The sequence below is a fragment of the Tsuneonella deserti genome, assembly GCF_014644315.1.
GTDB classification, from domain to species: Bacteria; Pseudomonadota; Alphaproteobacteria; order Sphingomonadales; family Sphingomonadaceae; genus Tsuneonella; species Tsuneonella deserti.
In genome coordinates, this window is the sequence record NZ_BMKL01000001.1 from 2,012,619 (window position 1) to 2,030,586 (window position 17,968).

Sequence of the window (17,968 nt, forward strand, 5' to 3'; positions counted from 1 at the left end):
TCTTTCTCCCGTGATTCCTGCAACGGTCATTTAGGCTTGAGCACCTGCAGCAGCTGTGTTCCCATGATGTGGCGGAACTTTGCACGATCGCCCGATTGCGCTGCCATCTGCGCGTCGCTCATCTTGACCTCGGCGCGAATTTTTTCGGCTCGCTTCTCGCCTTCGGCGCCGTCCGGAATGTTGCGATAGCGGCGCACAAGGTAGAGATCGGGCTCACCTTCACGCTTGTGCACGTTGCCGAGCAATTCCCAGCCGGTCTGCCAGCCTTGCTTGATCGCGAATTCTTCCTGCGTCTTGTAATAGCCTGCGAGGAAGGTGGCGTAGTCGAGAAAATGTCCGTCATCGATGGTGACGCCCGTCACCTCAACGTAGTCGCCGCCCGTGAAAGGTGTGTTTTGCGCGACGGCGATTTGCGGGAAAGCAAATGCGAGCGTTGCTGCACCGAGAACCAAACCGAGTTTGTTCATGTTATCCAACTCCCATGGGCGGCCGGCGCTTGAGCGCGCTTCCCCCTTGGCTCTGGAGTCGGGCGACCCTGAAGATTTCCCCTTTGGGCCGGCCCCTCGGCGCCGCGGAAACTACGCCGATTCGGGCAGGTGTCGAGCCTCAAAGGATGCCGGCCGCGGCGCGCGGGTGCGCAGCCCCAAGAGCGGTCGCAAAGGCGCGATCTCGCGGCCCACGAGGTAGAACGCCCAGCAGCCTGCGACAGTCGCCGCGAACAGGATCGCGAATTCAGCGCCCGCGGGCAGCGCGAAGCGCAGCAGGTACCAGCCGACGACCACGATCACCGTCTGGTGAATTATGTAGAACGGGAAGACCGCCTCGGTCAGCATCGCCCGGCGCGGGTGGTCGCGGTTCCAGTACCCGTCTGCGAGCCCGATCAGCGCGATGATCGCGCTCCACGCGAAGATCGCGTGCGCTGCCTCGTACCACGGATAGACCCAGCCGGGCGCCGGGGTGTTTCCCGGCCACTGGAGCACGACCGCCGCCACCACCGCGTAGGATGCGAGGGCCAGCATGCCGCTCGCCCTCCACCACCGCCGGATCCCGGCCCACGCGCGTGGTGCGCTGCGCAGGAGGTAGCCGAACAGGAACAGCGGCAAGTAGAATGTGTGGGCGTACCCATCGCCGACGACGTCGTGCGTCTCTTCCGCACCCGGCCAGCCGAGCCAGAGGCGCACCAGCAGGAGAGCGATCGGCACGACGAGGATGCGCCAGTCTGCCAGCATCCGGTCAAGCAGCGCACCTGCGCGCTTCCGCATACCTTCCGGCAGCATCAGAAGGACGGCCAGTGCCAGCGTGTAAAGCCACAGGTAAACCACGAACCACAGGTGGTTCCAGGTCGGCAGCACGATCCCGTCAATCGGGCCGAAGCGAAAATAATCGTGCAACCAGAACCAGGCGAAGGGCGCGTCGTAACCGTGCTTGAAGGTGAGCTCGACCCACGGCTGGGGCGGGACGATCACCGCGATCCCGAAAGCCAGCGGCACCAGCAGCCGCGCGGTGCGGTTGCGCACGAAGCCGCCCAGCCCGCCCGAACGCGCAAACAGCGCCGCCGAGGCGTAGCCCGAGACCACGAACAGCAGGCCGAGCCGCCAGGCGTTGGTCGCCAGCATCGGGAATTCGAACCACTCGATCGGCTGCGCGGTTTTCACGTGCCAGCCCCACGGCACGAAGAACATGCCGATGTGATAGAAAATCAGCAGGCCGAACGCCGCGATCCGCAGCCAGTCCATCCCGTAATGCCGGCCCGTGGGTAGCGCGGCGGCATCATTCGTCGGCAAAGATCGCTACCTCGTTGAGGCCATCGCTGGTGGCGCGGCCACGATACATACCCGGGGTGTTCATGGCGAACGCCGGCGCGCCATCCTTTCCAACGACAATGACTCCGCCGTCGCCGCCAAGCGCGCCGACTTCGCCGATGACCGTGCGCGCGGCGACATCGACGTTCTCGCCGGCGAGCAGGACGCGGTCGCAAATCGAATGCGCGACGGCAGCGCGGATGAAGTATTCGCCCGATCCGGTCGCGCTGACGGCGCAGGCGCGGTCATCGGCATAAGTGCCCGCGCCGATCACCGGCGAATCGCCGATCCGGCCCCAGCGCTTGCCGGTCATGCCCCCGGTCGAGGTGCCCGCGGCCAGGTGGCCGGCGCTGTCGCGCGCCACGGCGCCCACGGTGCCGTACTTGAATTCGACATCGAGGGCCGAGAGGTTCTCCTCCTTGAGCTTCTCGAGCTGGCGGCGCCGTTCGTCGGTACCGAAGTATTCAGGCGCGACCATTTCGAGGCCGTGCTCGCCCGCGAACTGCTCCGCGCCCTTGCCTGAAAGGAACACGTGACGGCCGTCCTCCATCACCTGCCGCGCCAGCAGGATCGGGTGGCGGACGGTATGCACGCCCGCCACCGCACCGGCGCGGCGGCCGTTGCCGTCCATGATCGCGGCATCGAGCTCGTTGACGCGGTCCCAGGTGAACACCGCGCCCCGGCCCGCGTTGAACTTCGGATCGTCCTCCAGGATGGTGATCGCGGCAGCTACCGCGTCGAGCGCGCTGCCGCCGTCCTTCAGCACCTTCGCGCCCGCGTCTAGCGCGGTCTGCAGCGCGGCCCTGTAATCGGCCTGCTGCTGCTGCGTCATGCGCGAGCGTTCCAGTGTGCCGGCCCCGCCGTGGATGGCGAAGGACCAGTCCCCGGGAGGGGAGGTGTCGTGGGAGGAAGCGGGTGCAGCCATGGCGAGGGCGATGGCCGCGAGCAGCAGCGCGCGCAAGGTCAGAACGCCATCGCCATCGAGGCTCCAACGCCCGTGCTGTCACCCCACGGCACCAGCGCAACCCGCCTGTCGGCGAGCGGGTGGGTCAACAGCAGGCCGGAGCCGGTGCCGATCGCCGCGCCGGCGAGCACGTCGTACCAGTGGTGCTTGTCCGCCTGCACGCGCGCGAACCCGACGAAACTCGCCACGGCAAGCGCGGGTATTCCTTCGCCGGGACCGCGCCGTTCGAGGATGCTCGCCGCCGCGCCGAACGCGGCGGACGTATGGCCGGAAGGAAAGCTGCGGTTGTCGCTTCCGTCAGGCCTCCGCTCGGGGAAGATTTCCTTGAGGCCGGTCGAGGCGGCGTAGGCCGCGCCGATCGATCCGGTCGCCTGCAGCACCCCCTTCCCGTCGCCAGTTACCACGGGAACTCCGATCGCCCAGGCGGTCAGCGCACCGACGCCGACCGTGCTGGCGGTGTCCCAGTCCTTGTCCGAAGCGTGAGCGGGGGCCGCGATGGTCAGGCTGGCCGCCGCGAGCGCGGCAAACGGGGCGGAGGTCGGCCGGAAGGTCTTCATTGCACGCGCATACCACGCGCGCCAATCACCGCTAAGCCAAGAAACCTTCCGCGAGAGTTATCCACCGGTCCCCGCCGACGATTTGGTAAACGAATCGATTCGTGCAAAACTTCGGAAGTCAAACGGCATGGCCACAGGCCAGGGGAGTGTCGGCATGAACATGGGGAACTACCGCTTCGATCAACAGATGGCGATGGACATCGGCGAAAAGCTCTTGTGGGCGGCGCTGATACTGGTGGTGACATGGGCCCTGGCCCGCGCGGCGAAGTGGGCCTTTGCCAAGCTGGTGGACAAGGTCAGCTTCTTCCGGCGCAGCACTTCCGGCGGATCCACGATCGGCACCGCGCTCGGCCAGATCGTCGCCGGCCTGATCTGGTTGTTCGGCCTGCTCGCGATCCTCCAGGTGTTCAGTCTCGGCGGGGTGATGGGCCCGGTCCAGACTTTGCTCAACGACATCGCCCGGTTCATCCCGCGGCTGATCGGTGCGGGCCTCATCTTCTTCATCGGCCTGATGGTGGCGCGGATCATCCGCGATCTCGTCGTCACCGCGCTGCAGACGGTCGATTTCGACAAGTGGGCCAACCGCGGCGGCGTCGACAGCGTCACCGGCAACACGGCCATCAGCAAGACGATCGGCACGATCGTCTACGTCCTTATCATCATCCCGGTGGCGATCGCCGCGCTGGAGGCGCTCGACATCGCAAGTATCTCGCAGCCGGCCAGCGACATGCTGCGGATGATCTTCGCCGCCATCCCGAACATTCTGGGCGCGGCGATCATCCTGGGCCTGGGGTATGTCATCAGCCGCTTCGTGGTGCAGATCCTGCGCGAGGTGCTGCCGGGCCTCGGCGTCGACCGCGCCTTTGCGGAAACCGACGTCCTGCCCGCCGGGACCACGCTGTCCGACGTGCTGGCGCGCGTGGCGCAGATCGCCATCATGCTGGCGGCCGCCATCGCGGCGACCCGCCTGCTCGGTTTTCCGGAGCTGACGCAGATTCTCGACCGCGTGCTCGAACTCGGCGGCCGGGTGATCTTCGGCGCGGTGGTAATCCTCGTCGGCTTCCTGATCGCCCGCCTGCTGGCGCGCATGATCGGCGGAACCGAGGAAACCGGCCTTGCCGCCGGGGTCATCAAGTGGGCGACCGTGGTCCTGTTCATCTTCATGGGCCTGCAGTTCATGGGCGTGGGCGAAAGGATCGTCGAAATGGCGTTCGGCGCGCTGGTCATCGGCGGTGCGGTCGCCGGTGCGCTCGCCTTCGGGCTCGGCGGCCGCCAGTGGGCCGCGCGCAAGCTGGAAGAGATCGATGCCAAGGCGAAGGAGATCCAGCGGGCCGCGCCCCCGCCGCCCCCACCGCCCCCGCCACCTTCTCCTGCGCCAGCAGCGCCGGTCACGCAGACAAGTCCGCCGCCGGCTACTTGATACTTCCATCTGAGGTCGCAGTCAGACTAGGGGCGCGGGATCATGATCCTGCGCCCCATTTCATTGGCCGAAGCAGACACGCTGGTGGCCCTCGCGCGCCGGGCGTTCATCGACGCCTTCGGCCACCTCTATGCGCCCGAAGACCTGCAATCCTTCCTCGACAGCGAGCGCACGCCCGAGAAATTCGCCCGGCTGATCGAAGACGCCGGCGCATTGGTGACGGTGGCCGAGGAAGACGGCGTCCTGCTGGGCTATTGCACCGTCATGTTCGGAGAGAGCTTCGCGGGCCGGCCCGACCCTCAGCCCCTGCGGCCATGCATCCTCGGCCAGCTTTACTGCGCGGGTGAAGCCACCGGGCGCGGCGTGGGCGCGGCGCTGCTCGACCATGCGATCGGCGCGGCGCGGGCGCGTGGGTGCGATGCAATGCAGCTATCGGTCTACAGCGAGAATTTCGGAGCGCAGCGGTTCTACGCCCGGCGCGGCTTCGCGCACGTGGCGGACATCGATTTCTGGGTCGGAAACAAGCGCGACGACGAGTTCCTGTACGAGCTCGCTCTCTAGGCGAGCGCCAGGCCGGCCGATGCCTCGGTGCCTGCACCGGCCTTCCAGCGCCGCTTTTCGGCGTCGAAGAATGCGACCACCGCGAGGAACGTCAGGTTGATGAAGGCGAATTCTCCCCCATCCTCGAGCCACGCCTGGAAATCGGTTTGCGCCAGGGTGTGCGGTCCCCAGGTGACGAACATGTCCACGAATACGCCGAACACCGCCGCCATGGCGATCCCGGCCGCGATGAAGAGGCTGTGGACGGCGGCCCTCGGACGCGCTCCGAGCAGCGCCGAGGCGAGGCCCGCGAGCCAGATGGCGCCGACCATCGCGAAGAACATCATCTCGCCGATGTCGTTGGCGTGGACCGGCGAACTGGCCGGGAGCGGGATGAACGGCGCGATCCAGTGGCCGAACGCCTCGTGGAATTCGGCGGCATTGTCGATCGTCAGCCAGACCATCATCACGGCGTTGGCAAGGTAGGCCAGCGCGCCGAGCCGGCGCCACATGACAAACAGCATCACCGCGCAGCTCAGCGTCATCGCGTATTCCAGGTATTCGCCGAAGCTGTGGTCCTGCGAGATGAAGAACTGCACCGGCAGCGCCGCGCCGGTCGCGTCGCCGTAATGGGCCGCGACATCGAGCCCGACAATGACGCCGGCATAGGGCCACAGCCACATCATCGCAGTGCGCACAGCCTTGCTCTGCAAGATCGTCCGCCCGGCAACGAGCGCTTCGGCCGTCAGGGAGGAAAGCCAGGTCAGGAGCGCGGCGGGCATTCGGCAGCCTTTCGAAGGATCGAGGTCCTTCCGATATGCTGGGACAACCCGCTTGTCGGTTAACCGGAATGTTTAACGTCGACTGCGTCCCAGCGCGGAACAGGCCGAGAAACGAGCCGGATCACATCCACTTCCACCGGCGGAACAGCCACACGGTAACGATTCCGAAGGTCACGCAAAGCATCGTAACGAACCAGAAGCCAAGCGGATGGCCAGGTATCTCGGCCCACGGCATTCCGCCCACGTTGATGCCGAACAGGCCGACGAGGAAGCTCAAGGGCAGGAACACGGTCGCCACCAGGGTCAGGCGGCGGTTGGTCTTTTCCGAGCGCGCGAGGGCGCGTGCGCGCAGTTCGTCCATCAGGACGACGGCGCTTTCCTTGCTCACGTCGAGATCGTCGAGAAAGCGGCGCAGCAGCGCGGTGGTTTCGCCGATCTCGCGCCTGTCGTGCGGCTCGAACCAGGCGGGCGCGTCGCGGCTGATCGATTCCATCGCCACGTGTTGCGGGCTCATGTGGCGCTTGAGCGCGAGGATCGAGCGCCGGATCACGCCGATCCGCCGCAGCAGCTCCTCTCCGTTGCCCGGCTCGAACGCCGCGTCCTCAAGCTGGTCGAGCTCGTCGTTGAGGTCGACAATGACCGGGCTCATCCGGTTGACCAGATGCTTGGCGAGGTCGGTGATGAGCGCCCCCGCATCGCGCGGACCGCGGCCGGCGTCGAGTTCCTCCAGCACGTCGCCGGGCGTCTGCAACGGCCAGCGGCGCAGCGTAAGTACGCGCTTCCCGTCGGACCACAGCTGCATCGACCTCATGTCCTCGGGGCTCGCGCCCGGGTTGAAGTTGATGCCACGCATCGTGGCGACCAGAACCTCGCCGTCGCGGAAGGCGCGCGGGCGGGTCGCGTCGCCCGTCAGCAAGGCGGCGGTGGGCGCGGGAATGCCAAGCTCCTCCATCAGCCACTCGTCGGTGCCCGGCACCGTGCGGTCGAGATGCAGCCAGAGGACTTCGCCCGGCGCCCGTGCGCTCCAGCCCTGCGCCTGCTCCCAGCTCACCGCGCGCGCCCCGCCCTGCCCGTCAAGCACGCGGCCGATCAGGAGCGGACCGTCATGGGTGGCGTCGTCGTTCGGATCGGGATCGGCCGGCATCGGGCACGTCATGCCGCATCGCGCGGCGGCTGTCATTGCCCCTTCATGCGGCGCGGACTATATCGCGGGCCATGTCTTCGATCCGTCCCTGGCGCGACATCGCGCGCCGTCCCTCGCGCCAGATCATGGTCGGCAACGTGCCGGTCGGGGGCGATGCGCCGATTTCCGTCCAGACGATGACGAACACCCCGACTGAGGACGTGGGCGCGACGATCGATCAGATCCGCCGCTGCGAAGATGCCGGCGCGGACATCATCCGGGTGTCCTGCCCGACGGCGGAGTCGACCGCCAACTTCGATCAGATTACCCGCGCCGCGCGCGTGCCGATCGTCGCCGACATCCACTTCCACTACAAGCGCGCGCTGGAAGCGGCCGACAAGGGCGCCGCGTGCCTGCGGATCAACCCGGGCAACATCGGCTCGAGCGAGCGGGTGGCCGAAGTGGTGCGCGCCGCCAAGGCCAACGGCTGCGCGATCCGCATCGGCGTCAACGCCGGGAGCCTCGAACGCGACCTGCTCGAAAAGTACGGCGAGCCCTGCCCCGAGGCGCTGGTCGAAAGCGCGCTCGACCACATCAAGCTGCTGCAGGACCACGACTTCCACGAATTCAAGGTGGCGGTGAAGGCCAGCGACGTGTTCCTCGCGGTCGCCGCCTACATGCAGCTTGCGGAAGCGGTCGACTGCCCGCTGCACCTCGGCATCACCGAGGCGGGCGGCCTGATCGGCGGGACCGTGAAGTCCGCCATCGGCATGGGCAACCTGCTGTGGGCCGGCATCGGCGACACCATCCGCGTGTCGCTTTCGGCAGAACCCGAACAGGAAGTGCGCGTCGGCTTCGAAATCCTCAAGTCGCTCGGCCTGCGGACCCGCGGCGTGCGAATTGTCTCGTGCCCCTCGTGCTCGCGCCAGGGATTCGACGTCATCCGCACGGTGGAGGCGCTGGAAAAGCGGCTCGAGCACATCAAGACGCCGCTGTCCCTCTCGGTGCTCGGCTGCGTGGTCAACGGCCCCGGCGAAGCGCGCGAGACCGATATCGGCGTGACCGGCGGGGGCGCGGGCAAGCACATGGTGTACCTGTCGGGCGTGACCGACCACCACGTGCAGAGCGAGACGATGCTCGATCACATCGTCAGCCTGGTCGAAGCCAAGGCCGCGGAAATCGAAGCTGCCCACGGCACCGACGGGGCGATGCCGGAAGCGGCGGAGTGACGTTCAGCCTCCCTTTAGGAATGGCGGCATAGGCTCGCCGGCATGAATCGGCGCGACCTCATCAAGGGAACGCTTGCCGCCGGCGCTGCGCTCGCGGTCACTCCGGCGCGCGCCGTGGTCCCTGCCGTTCCCACCGCGCTAACCCCCCGGGATCGCCGCCTGTTCGCCATCGCGCAGGAGCAACTGGCCCGGCGCGGAAGCGGGCTGTGGCTGCGCGACGTGGTCGGCATTGCCGATTTCGGGGTGCGATCCTCCCGGCCGCGGCTTCATTTCGTCGACATGGAGCGCGGCGTGGTCGATTCCTACCGCGTCGCCCACGGCGCGGGTTCCGATCCCGAGCACGACGGCTGGCTCAAGTGGTTCTCCAATATCGAGGACTCGCTTTGCTCCAGCAAGGGCGCGTACATGACGTTCGGCTGGTACACCGGCAAATACGGCACCTCGATCCGCCTCGAGGGCCTTGACCAGACGAACTCCAACGCCTTGCCGCGCGCCATCGTGATGCACCGCGCGAGTTACTGCGAGCCGGCGCACCTTGCGCGCTATGGCGTGCTCGGCCGGTCGAATGGCTGCTTTGCGATGAGCGATGCGGACTTCAAGATCGCGCTGCTGCGACTGGCGGGCGGGCGACTCCTCTTCGCCGACAAGCTCGGCCTCGATGACGGTCACGACGCAGTGCCCGAGCAGGCCGGCAATCTGCAACTCGTCGTGCCGCAGGGCGCCCCGCAGCCGCCGCTCATCCCTGGCGGTTTCTAGCAAGAAAAAAGGCCCCCTCCCGAGGGAAGAGGCCTTTTCTCCTACATCTTCACCAGTGATCAGGTCGTCTGCAGGTCGTCCACGATCTCGACCACGTCTTCGCTGGTCGAACGCGCGCGGTTGGCCACGCGCGGCGCGTCGAAGCTCGCCAGCACCGGAGCATCGCGCCCATAGATGTCATTGAACTGCCGAAGCTGGCCGTTGATGTCGCGGCCCATTGTGAAATAGGTGATATAGACCGGCATCGATTTCTGGATCGGCACGCGGGTATACTTGCCGCTGGTGCTGATCGCGACCGCCTCGTCCGCCGCCGCCTTGCGCGTTTCGGGTGTGTTGGCGAGGTTGCCGAGGATCGCCAGCGTGATCGCCAGTTCCTGCGCCCGTTCGGTGCGGATGCAGCCGTGGCTAAGCGCGCGGTTTTCCTGGTTGAACAGGTTGCGGCTCGGCGTGTCGTGCAGGAAGATCGCGTGCGGATTGGGCATGTCGAGCTTCATCAGCCCCAGCGAGTTGCTTGGGCCGGGCTGCTGCACGACGATCAGCGAGCCGTCGGCCTGTTTCGTGACCTTGTAGCCCGCGCGGGGCGAGCGGAGGAGGGAAGCGCCCAGCCCCTCGCCCTTCACGATCGACTGTGGCACCGTCCAGGTCGGGTTGAAGATCACGCCTTCGACGGTCTCTGCAAGCTGGGGAGTCGCAGTGCGGCCCGGCTTGCCGACGATCGTCTTGTAGGTGCTGATGATCTTGTCGTTGACCGTCAGGCGAAGCTGGTATTCCGGCACGTTGGTGATGAGGTACTGGTTGCCCAGGTCCTTCGCCAGCCAGCGCCAGCGGTCCATGTTGGCGCGGATGAGCTTGCGCTGCCCCGCATCCCGCGTCTCGGCGAGCGCTCCCTTGAGGACCTCGTAGTCCGGGTGATCGGGATTGAGCGCCGCAAGCGTCGCGGCGACCGAGTGGCTGGCGAGCGCCTGCGCCATCACGTCGCCCGTGCGGTAGAGATCGGCATCGGGATCGACCACGAACCATTGCTTGCGCGCCTCCATCGGCGTGCGCCCGTCGCGCAGGTCCTCGACCAGCCACGCGAAGCTGCGGCTGGCCGCCTCGTCGAGTGCCGCACCCGGACCGGCGGCGATCGCCGCCTGGAGCTCCTGGGGCTTGTAGTCGCGCGGGTCCAGCCCCTCGCGTTCGATGCCGGCGATGACCGCGGCGAGCGCCCGCGCGTCGGCGACGTTCCAGCGCTGGACCATCGGGGTGACGGCCTGGACGGTTGCCGTCGTCGCCGGGGCCGGAGCGGCCTGCGCGGTGACTTCGTCCGATCCTGCCGGAACCTTCTGGGGGGCGACGGTCGGCGGCTCGGGCGGCAGGAGGTTCTCGGGCGTCCTGCCCTGGGCCATGGCTGCCGAAGGTATCGCCACCAGTGCCGCACCGATTACCCAACCACGCATCGTTCCGTTACTCACCGTCAAATCGCCCCTGTATTGGTGGCGCCGCCAGATGGCGCCGTGGCTTCGCGGCGCACCATAGCGCGCAAGCCCGCTCTCCTTCAACTTGCGCGCCTGAAGCCCCGCTGAATCCGGCTTGACCGGTGGCGCGATTGCCACGACCGGCTCCGTGATGCCACGTTCCGACCATCCGCTGCTGCCAGTGCTGGCCGCTTTCACGGCGATCGGCCTGTTGAGCTGGATGGACGCGTTCATGAAGAGCGCGTCCCTGATGGTGGGAGCATACAGCGCCCTGCTGCTGCGCGCACCGATCGGATTCGCCATCGCCGCGCCATTGTGGCTCGGCCTGGGGGGACGATGGCCGAGGGGCACTGTGCTGCGGCTTCATCTCGTCAGGGGCGTGGTGGTCGCCGGCATGGCCTTCCTGTTTTTCTTCTCGCTTACCCTGCTGCCGTTGGCGCAGGCGATTGCGATCAGCTTCATCGCGCCGCTGATCGCCCTGTTTCTCGCCAGCGTCCTGCTGGGTGAACGGATCGGCCGGCAGGCGATAGCCGGCGCGCTTCTCGGCCTTGCAGGCGTGGCGGTCATCCTCGCGGGCAAGATCTGGCGCGAAACGCTGGGCGCGGGAGCGCCGCTCGGCATCGCCGCGGTGCTTGCCTCCGCCGTTCTCTACGCCTGGAACCTTGTGCTGCAGCGCCAGCAGGCGATGGTTGCCAAGCCGCTCGAGGTGGCCACCTTCCAGAACGGCGTGACGTTCCTGACCATGATCGGCTTTGCACCGGTCTTCTTCCGCCTGCCCCATGGCGACGCTTGGAGCGACATCGGCATCAGCGCCTTGCTGTCGGTATCGGGCGCCCTGCTGTTCACCTGGGGCTATGCGCGGGCCGAGACGCAGCGGCTCGCCCCGCTCGAATACTCGGGCTTCCTGTGGGCGGCGCTGTTCGGTTGGCTCTTCTTCCGCGAACCGGTTCCGGGGCCGACCATCGCCGGTGCGGCGCTGATCGTCGCCGGGTGCTGGATCGCCACCCGCGGCCATCCGCCCGAGCCGGAGCAGGTCGCCGTCTGAAGAGGCGCAGCTTGGGGCGAATCAAGGCATTCCTGCCCCGCGCCACCCTTGACCTCGCACGCCACAACGCGCAGGTGCGGCGCCAGTTTTCCGCCGCTCCCGCCGGCCAGGCGGTTTAGCGGCTAACCCGAAGGATTGGCGCACGTATGACCCAGGTCGGCAAGGACTCGCTCGCAACCCGCAGCACGTTGACGGTCGGCGGCAAGGATTACGCCTACTACTCGCTGAAGAAGGCGGCCGAGAAGATCGGCGACGTCAGCCGCCTGCCCTTCAGCATGAAGGTCCTGCTGGAAAACCTGCTCCGCTTCGAGGATGCCGGCTTCACCGTTTCGGTCGGTCACATCCAGGCGCTGGCGGACTGGCAACGCAACCCTTCGACCGGCGGCGAGATCCAGTACCGCCCGGCCCGCGTGCTGATGCAGGACTTCACCGGCGTTCCCTGCGTGGTCGATCTGGCCGCGATGCGCGATGCGATCGCAAAGCTTGGCGGCGATACCAAGAAGATCAATCCACTGGTCCCCGTGCACCTCGTCATCGACCACTCTGTGATGGTCGACGAGTTCGGCACGCCCAAGGCGTTCGAAAAGAACATGGAGCTGGAATACCAGCGCAACGCCGAACGTTACGACTTCCTCAAGTGGGGATCGAAGAGCCTCGACAACTTCAAGGCGGTGCCTCCCGGCACCGGCATCTGTCACCAGGTGAACCTGGAAAACATCGCCCAGTGCGTGTGGACCTCAACCGACGATGGCGGCGCGACGGTCGCCTATCCCGACACTTGCGTCGGCACCGATAGCCACACGACGATGGTCAACGGCCTCGGCGTGCTCGGCTGGGGCGTGGGCGGGATCGAGGCGGAGGCCGCGATGCTCGGCCAGCCGGTCTCGATGCTCATCCCCGAAGTGGTTGGCTTCCGCATGACCGGCAAGCTGGCCGAGGGAGTCACCGCGACCGACCTCGTGCTCACCTGCACGCAGATGCTGCGCGCCCGCGGGGTGGTGGGGCGGTTCGTCGAATACTTCGGCGAAGGCCTCGCCTCGCTCAGCCTCGCCGACCGCGCGACACTCGCCAACATGGCGCCGGAATACGGCGCGACCTGCGGCTTCTTCGGCATCGACGACAAGACGCTCGAATACCTGCGCCTCACGGGCCGCGCGGAAGAGCAGATCGCGCTGGTCGAGGCCTACGCCAAAGAGCAGGGCCTGTGGATCGACCCGTCGGCGGAGGAGCCGGTGTTCACCGACACGCTGGAGCTGGACCTCGCCACCGTCGTCCCGAGCCTCGCCGGTCCCAAGCGCCCGCAGGACAAGGTCGCGCTGCCCGACGTGGACAAGCTGTTCAACGACCAGCTCAGGGACATCTACGGCAAGTCCAAACCCACGCTCTGCCCGGTCGACAGCGCCGGCCATGATGTGGGCGATGGCGACGTGGTGATCGCCGCGATCACCAGCTGCACCAACACCTCCAACCCGGACGTGCTGATCGCCGCCGGCCTGGTCGCCAAGAAGGCGCACGAGCGCGGTCTGAAGCCCAAGCCGTGGGTCAAGACAAGCCTGGCGCCGGGATCGCAGGTGGTCACCGATTACCTCGTCAAGGCCGGGCTGCAGCAGCATCTCGACGCGATCGGGTTCGACCTGGTCGGTTACGGCTGCACGACCTGCATCGGCAACTCGGGCCCGCTGGCCGAGCCGATCTCGAATGCGATCAACGGCAACGACATCGTCGCCGCCAGCGTGCTGTCGGGCAACCGCAATTTCGAAGGGCGCGTGTCGCCCGACGTGCGCGCGAACTTCCTCGCATCCCCGCCGCTGGTGGTCGCCTACGCGCTCAAGGGAACGGTGACCGAGGACATGATCGACACACCGATCGGCACCGGCAGCGACGGGACGGACGTCTATCTCAAGGACATCTGGCCGTCGAATGACGAGATCGCCACCATCCGCGCGGGCGCGATCGACCGTGCGATGTTCACCGCCCGCTACGCCGACGTCTACAAGGGCGATGCGCACTGGCAGGCGATCGACGTCACCGGCTCGGACACTTATTCGTGGCGCGCCGGATCGACCTATGTCGCCAACCCGCCGTACTTCGAAGGCATGACGATGACGCCGGCCCCGGTGATGGACATCGTCGCTGCCAAGCCGCTGGCGATCCTCGGCGATTCGGTCACCACGGACCACATCAGCCCGGCCGGTTCGATCAAGGCCGACAGCCCCGCCGGGCGCTATCTGCAGGAGCACCAGGTCGCCAAGGCAGACTTCAACTCCTACGGCAGCCGCCGCGGCAACCATGAAGTGATGATGCGCGGCACGTTCGCCAACATCCGCATCAAGAACGAGATGGTCCCGGGCGTCGAAGGCGGCATGACGAAGTACGCCGGCGAGACGATGGCGATTTATGACGCGGCCATGAAGCACAAGGCCGATGGCACCCCCCTGGTGGTCGTCGCGGGCAAGGAGTACGGCACCGGCTCCTCGCGCGACTGGGCGGCCAAGGGCACCAACCTGCTCGGCGTGCGCGCGGTGATCGTCGAGAGCTTCGAGCGCATCCACCGCTCGAACCTCGTCGGCATGGGCGTCCTGCCGTTGCAGTTCCGTGAAGGCGAGAGCCGCCAGACGCTCAAGTTGACTGGCGACGACACGTTCACCATCCGCGGCCTGGCCGAGATCAAGCCGCAGCAGGACGTCGAGGTCGAGGTCACCCGCGCCGACGGATCGACTTTCACGTTCACCGCCAGGTGCCGGATCGATACCGCCAACGAGCTGGAATACTTCGCCAACGGCGGCATCCTCCATTACGTGCTGCGCAAGCTCGCCGCCTGACCGCGCGGCCCGCATGATGGCATAAAGAAGGGGCGGCCTCCTCGCGGGGGCTGCCCCTTCCCGTCAGGCGGAGTGCTTCGAGGTCAGTCCGCCTTTTCGATCTTCTTGCGCCGGCTCAGCACCGCTGCAGCCGCAGCCCCGAACAGCACCATCATCGGCGGCGCCGGAACGGGCGTGCCGCTGGTCGAGCTGGAGCTCGAGGAGGATGTCGACGACGAGGTCGAACTGCTCGATGAGGTGGAGCTGCTTGACGAAGTGCTGCTCGACGATGAAGTCGAGGTGCTGCTGGTGACGTTGCCCGAAGTAGAGGTGCTGGTCGAAACGTTGCCCGAGGTGCTCGAACTGGTGGACGTGGACACATTGCCCGAAGTCGAAGTGCTCGAATAGTTGCCCGAGCTCGAGGTCACGTTACCCGAGCTGGTCGAAGTCGACGTGGACGTCGTCACTCCTCCGGTCGAAGTCGACACACCGCCGGTGGAGGTCGAGACATTGCCCGAACTGGTTGAAGTCGAACTGGCGTTGTTGTTGTTGTCGATGTCGATGACGATGCCGCCGGACGAGCTTGAGCTCCCCGAGGTGGAGCCCGTGGTCGTGGAACTGACCACCACGCTGCCACCGCTCGATCCGCCGCCGAAGAAGCCGCCGAAAAATCCGCCGCCGAAACCGCCGAACCCGCCGCTGCCGCCGACCACGGTCACCCCGCCGCTGCCGCCGCTGACCGGGGCCGCCGGGGGCAGCGGCACGGGTGCGAGCGCCATCTGGTAGATGGGTGGGCAGACGTTGTCGCCCTGCACCTGCTGTGGTCCCGCGAAGTAGCCCACCGCCGGGCCGGCGGGGACGCATTCCACCTCGCGGCGGACGATGCGGCGCTTGCGGTGCACGGGGCGCGGCACATGGCGCTGTGCCACGTGGCGCGGCTTGGTGTAGCGCACCGCCTTGGTCGGTTTCGTCGGCTTCGTCGATTTGACGCTGGTCGAGGCTGCAAGTGGCTTCTCAGCCATGTGCACCGCGCCTCCGGCGAGCAGGACAGTGCCCGCGGCGGTGGCGGATAGTTTTGCGAGGGCCATCTTGACCGACATGGTTAGTCTTCCGTTGCCTGTTCGGGAGCGCTGGCCTGCCGGCGGGTCCGGCCGGGACATGCCCCTGCTCCATCAGGAAACCCCGCCGCCCCCCGCGCGACAACGGAATTAACCAGAAAAATGCGTGTTTTCGGGCATTTTCGAACCCTCGCGGCGGCTGAGGCTGAAGTCTGTCCCATAGCGGCACCGTTAGGCGGGGCCGGTTAACCAGCGGCTCTCGGATTCCCTCGCCTACCCGCGGCTTTGCTGCCGAATCGCCGCGCCCGAAAGCTATTTTCCCGGGTCGAACAGCCCCGCCTGGCTGCCGCTCGGCGGCGTCATCTCGAGATGGGTCCACCCGGCATCGTTGAGGCACCGCCCGCGCGCGGTGCGGGCGACGAGGCCGAGCTGGATGAGGTAAGGCTCGATCACTTCTTCCACCGTGTCACGCGGCTCGGCGAGGCCCGCAGCCAGCGTCTCCACGCCCACCGGCCCGCCCTTGTAGATGCCCGCGATCATCGAAAGGTAGCGGCGATCCATCGCATCGAGCCCCAGCCGGTCGATCTCCAGGCGGGTCAGCGCGGCATCGGCGACCGCGGCGGTGACCGTTCCGGCCGCCGCCGCGTGGGCGAAGTCCCGCACCCGCCGCAACAACCGTCCCGCCACACGCGGGGTGCCGCGGCTCCGCCGGGCGATCTCGCGCGCGCCGCCTTCCTCGATGGAGAGGCCGAGCAGCCGCGCGCCGCGCGTGACCACCCCCTCCAGTTCCTCGACCGTGTAGAAATTGAGCCGCACGGGAATGCCGAACCGGTCGCGCAGCGGCGTGGTCAACAGCCCCTGGCGGGTGGTCGCGCCGATCAGGGTGAACGGTGGCAGGTCGATCCGCACCGAGCGTGCCGAGGGCCCTTCGCCAATGATGAGGTCGAGCGCGCGGTCCTCCATCGCCGGATAGAGCACTTCCTCGACCACCGGATTGAGCCGGTGGATCTCGTCGATGAACAGCACGTCGCCCGCTTCGAGGTTGGTCAGCAGCGCGGCGAGATCCCCGGCCTTGCCGATCACCGGACCGCTGGTGGCGCGAAAGCCCACGCCGAGCTCCTTGGCGACGATCTGGGCGAGCGTGGTCTTGCCCAGCCCCGGCGGGCCGAAAAACAGCACGTGGTCCATCGCTTCGCCGCGCGCCCTGGCGGCATCGACGAACACCCGCAGGTTTTCCCGCGCCGCCTCCTGCCCGACGAACTCGCCGAGCGACTTGGGGCGCAGCGCGGCGTCGGGGTCGTCGGGAAGACGCTGGGGGGAATGAAGCGGAGCAGGTTCAGTCATAGCGTTCGATATCGTCGCCGATGATGCAAACCCACGGGTACTTGCGGCCTTCATACACGGAGTAGGCAGGCGGGGGCATGGCCGGATCGCCCATGGTGCCTACCGGAATGGCGACCAGATCCGGTTTCGAGCGGGCCATGTACCAGACGGTGGAGCCGCAGCCAGGGCAGAAATGCATGTCCGCCACCCCGCCTTCGTCGCCCTTGCGCGACCATACGCGGCTGTCACCGTGAAAGACCACCCGGTCCGCGCGGAATCGCGCCTGTGCCGCGAACGGGGCGCCGCTTCGGCGCTGGCAATCGAGGCAGTGACATGCCGAAACGTATTCGGGCTCGCCCTCGCAAACGGCGGTCAGCGCGCCGCACTGGCACTTTGCGACGCGGCTCACCCCGCTGCCCTCATTAGCGCCACGCGGATGAGATCGCCTTCCGCCGCGCCCTCGCCCAGTTCCTCGATCGCGCGGGCGACGGCGGCGGCGGCGACGGGGGGCTTGAACCCGAGGTTCTGCAGGGCGCTAACCGCGTCGGCGCTGGCTCCGCCCTTCGGCAACGGTGCCGCCATTCCGCCAGCGGCAGGCAGCGCGCCTGCCTTGTCCTTCAGCTCGTTGACGATGCGGCTGGCGAGCTTGGGTCCAACGCCCTGAGCCCGCGCCACGGTGGCGGCATCCTGCGCGGCGCAGGCGCGCTGCAGCTCGTCGGTGCCGAGGGCGGAGAGAATCGCCAGCGCAACCTTGCTGCCAACTCCCTGCACCTGCGTGAGCAAGCGGAACCAGTCGCGTTCCCCGGCCGTGGCGAAGCCCAGCAGGCGCATGTCGTTCTCGCTCACCTGCAGGTCGGTGAAGAGCGTGCACGCCTCTCCCGCTTCGCCCAGGGCGGCGAGCGTCTTGGACGAGCAGTGGACGAGGTAGCCGACGCCCGCGACGTCGATCACCGCCCAGTCCACACCGGTTTCGTCGAGCAGGCCCCGAAGTTTCGCAATCATATGGCGCGCTTGGCAATCATGATTTGTTCCTGCCCCACCGGAACGGGTTTGACCAGCGCCGAGCGCGCTTCGTCCGCAGGCCCGTTTGTTGGAGCCATGGACCGCATGG

At 67.2% G+C, this 17,968-nt stretch carries 18 protein-coding genes; 8 read left to right on the forward strand and 10 right to left on the reverse strand.

Annotated features, from left to right (window positions below):
• Nucleotides 1–26: 26 nt before the first annotated feature.
• From IEW58_RS09870 to IEW58_RS09885, 4 genes are all read right to left on the reverse strand, one after another.
• On the reverse strand, nt 27–467 hold the full coding sequence (locus tag IEW58_RS09870) for a hypothetical protein (RefSeq protein ID WP_188644958.1): 441 nt from the start codon (nt 465–467) through the stop codon (nt 27–29).
• A 111-nt stretch (nt 468–578) separates the two neighbouring features.
• Entirely contained in the window at nt 579–1,784 is a 1,206-nt protein-coding gene (locus IEW58_RS09875) for an acyltransferase family protein (RefSeq protein ID WP_308419273.1), read from the reverse strand.
• Nucleotides 1,771–2,727 carry an isoaspartyl peptidase/L-asparaginase family protein gene (locus tag IEW58_RS09880; RefSeq protein ID WP_188644959.1) on the reverse strand — a complete coding sequence of 319 codons (957 nt, stop codon included), beginning with the start codon at nt 2,725–2,727 and terminating at the stop codon, nt 1,771–1,773. The genes IEW58_RS09875 and IEW58_RS09880 overlap by 14 nt, the downstream gene beginning before the upstream one ends.
• A 38-nt stretch (nt 2,728–2,765) precedes the next feature.
• Nucleotides 2,766–3,323, reverse strand: a complete 558-nt coding sequence (locus IEW58_RS09885) for a phosphatase PAP2 family protein (RefSeq protein WP_188644960.1) — start codon at nt 3,321–3,323, stop codon at nt 2,766–2,768.
• 154 nt (nt 3,324–3,477) lie between these two features.
• Here IEW58_RS09885 and IEW58_RS09890 point away from each other — a divergent pair, with 154 nt between their 5' ends.
• Both IEW58_RS09890 and IEW58_RS09895 read left to right on the forward strand, forming a co-directional pair.
• The gene (locus IEW58_RS09890; protein ID WP_188644961.1) at nt 3,478–4,743 is read left to right on the forward strand and encodes a mechanosensitive ion channel; all 1,266 of its coding nucleotides are present in this window, start codon (nt 3,478–3,480) and stop codon (nt 4,741–4,743) included.
• 42 nt (nt 4,744–4,785) lie between these two features.
• A complete protein-coding gene (locus tag IEW58_RS09895) occupies nt 4,786–5,304 on the forward strand; it encodes a GNAT family N-acetyltransferase (RefSeq protein WP_188644962.1) in 519 nt (172 codons plus the stop codon).
• Here the strand turns inward: IEW58_RS09895 and IEW58_RS09900 are convergent.
• Together IEW58_RS09900 and IEW58_RS09905 are read right to left on the reverse strand one after the other, a co-directional pair.
• Complete coding sequence (locus IEW58_RS09900; protein ID WP_188644963.1) at nt 5,301–6,065, reverse strand: hypothetical protein; 765 nt, start codon at nt 6,063–6,065, stop codon at nt 5,301–5,303. The genes IEW58_RS09895 and IEW58_RS09900 overlap by 4 nt on opposite strands.
• Before the next feature lie 121 nt (nt 6,066–6,186).
• Nucleotides 6,187–7,209: a CorA family divalent cation transporter gene (locus IEW58_RS09905; RefSeq protein WP_188644964.1), complete on the reverse strand. Its 1,023-nt coding sequence runs from the start codon at nt 7,207–7,209 to the stop codon at nt 6,187–6,189.
• 71 nt (nt 7,210–7,280) lie between these two features.
• On the opposite strand from IEW58_RS09905, the gene ispG reads away from it, so the two are divergent.
• Nucleotides 7,281–8,417, forward strand: a complete 1,137-nt coding sequence (gene ispG, locus IEW58_RS09910; RefSeq protein WP_188644965.1) for a flavodoxin-dependent (E)-4-hydroxy-3-methylbut-2-enyl-diphosphate synthase — start codon at nt 7,281–7,283, stop codon at nt 8,415–8,417.
• A 42-nt stretch (nt 8,418–8,459) separates the two neighbouring features.
• The gene (locus IEW58_RS09915) at nt 8,460–9,173 is read left to right on the forward strand and encodes a murein L,D-transpeptidase catalytic domain-containing protein (protein WP_188644966.1); all 714 of its coding nucleotides are present in this window, start codon (nt 8,460–8,462) and stop codon (nt 9,171–9,173) included.
• A gap of 59 nt (nt 9,174–9,232) precedes the next feature.
• On the opposite strand, the gene IEW58_RS09920 is transcribed toward IEW58_RS09915, so the two are convergent.
• Nucleotides 9,233–10,768: a L,D-transpeptidase family protein gene (locus IEW58_RS09920; RefSeq protein ID WP_444545767.1), complete on the reverse strand. Its 1,536-nt coding sequence runs from the start codon at nt 10,766–10,768 to the stop codon at nt 9,233–9,235.
• Between the two features lie 13 nt (nt 10,769–10,781).
• Between IEW58_RS09920 and IEW58_RS09925 the strand changes: the two genes are divergently transcribed.
• The 4 genes from IEW58_RS09925 to IEW58_RS09940 all read left to right on the forward strand — a co-directional run bounded on the left by IEW58_RS09925 (nt 10,782) and on the right by IEW58_RS09940 (nt 15,262).
• Nucleotides 10,782–11,675 (forward strand): DMT family transporter, encoded by an 894-nt coding sequence (locus tag IEW58_RS09925; RefSeq protein WP_188644967.1) that lies wholly within the window; start codon nt 10,782–10,784, stop codon nt 11,673–11,675.
• Nucleotides 11,676–11,821: 146 nt separating this feature from the next.
• Nucleotides 11,822–14,497, forward strand: coding sequence for an aconitate hydratase AcnA (gene acnA, locus IEW58_RS09930; RefSeq protein ID WP_188644968.1), 2,676 nt, complete (start codon nt 11,822–11,824; stop codon nt 14,495–14,497).
• 105 nt (nt 14,498–14,602) lie between these two features.
• Nucleotides 14,603–14,884, forward strand: coding sequence for a hypothetical protein (locus IEW58_RS09935; RefSeq protein WP_188644969.1), 282 nt, complete (start codon nt 14,603–14,605; stop codon nt 14,882–14,884).
• Nucleotides 14,885–15,262, forward strand: a complete 378-nt coding sequence (locus tag IEW58_RS09940; RefSeq protein WP_188644970.1) for a hypothetical protein — start codon at nt 14,885–14,887, stop codon at nt 15,260–15,262.
• A 584-nt stretch (nt 15,263–15,846) separates the two neighbouring features.
• On the opposite strand, the gene ruvB is transcribed toward IEW58_RS09940, so the two are convergent.
• Genes ruvB through ruvA form a run of 3 tightly spaced genes read right to left on the reverse strand, consistent with a single transcriptional unit; the run spans nt 15,847 to nt 17,859 of the window.
• Nucleotides 15,847–16,878 carry a Holliday junction branch migration DNA helicase RuvB gene (gene ruvB / locus IEW58_RS09945; protein WP_188644971.1) on the reverse strand — a complete coding sequence of 344 codons (1,032 nt, stop codon included), beginning with the start codon at nt 16,876–16,878 and terminating at the stop codon, nt 15,847–15,849.
• Nucleotides 16,871–17,266 (reverse strand): GFA family protein, encoded by a 396-nt coding sequence (locus IEW58_RS09950; RefSeq protein ID WP_188644972.1) that lies wholly within the window; start codon nt 17,264–17,266, stop codon nt 16,871–16,873. The genes ruvB and IEW58_RS09950 overlap by 8 nt, the downstream gene beginning before the upstream one ends.
• Nucleotides 17,263–17,859: a Holliday junction branch migration protein RuvA gene (gene ruvA / locus IEW58_RS09955; protein WP_188644973.1), complete on the reverse strand. Its 597-nt coding sequence runs from the start codon at nt 17,857–17,859 to the stop codon at nt 17,263–17,265. Before ruvA ends, IEW58_RS09950 begins: the two co-directional genes overlap by 4 nt.
• Nucleotides 17,860–17,968 lie beyond the last annotated feature (109 nt).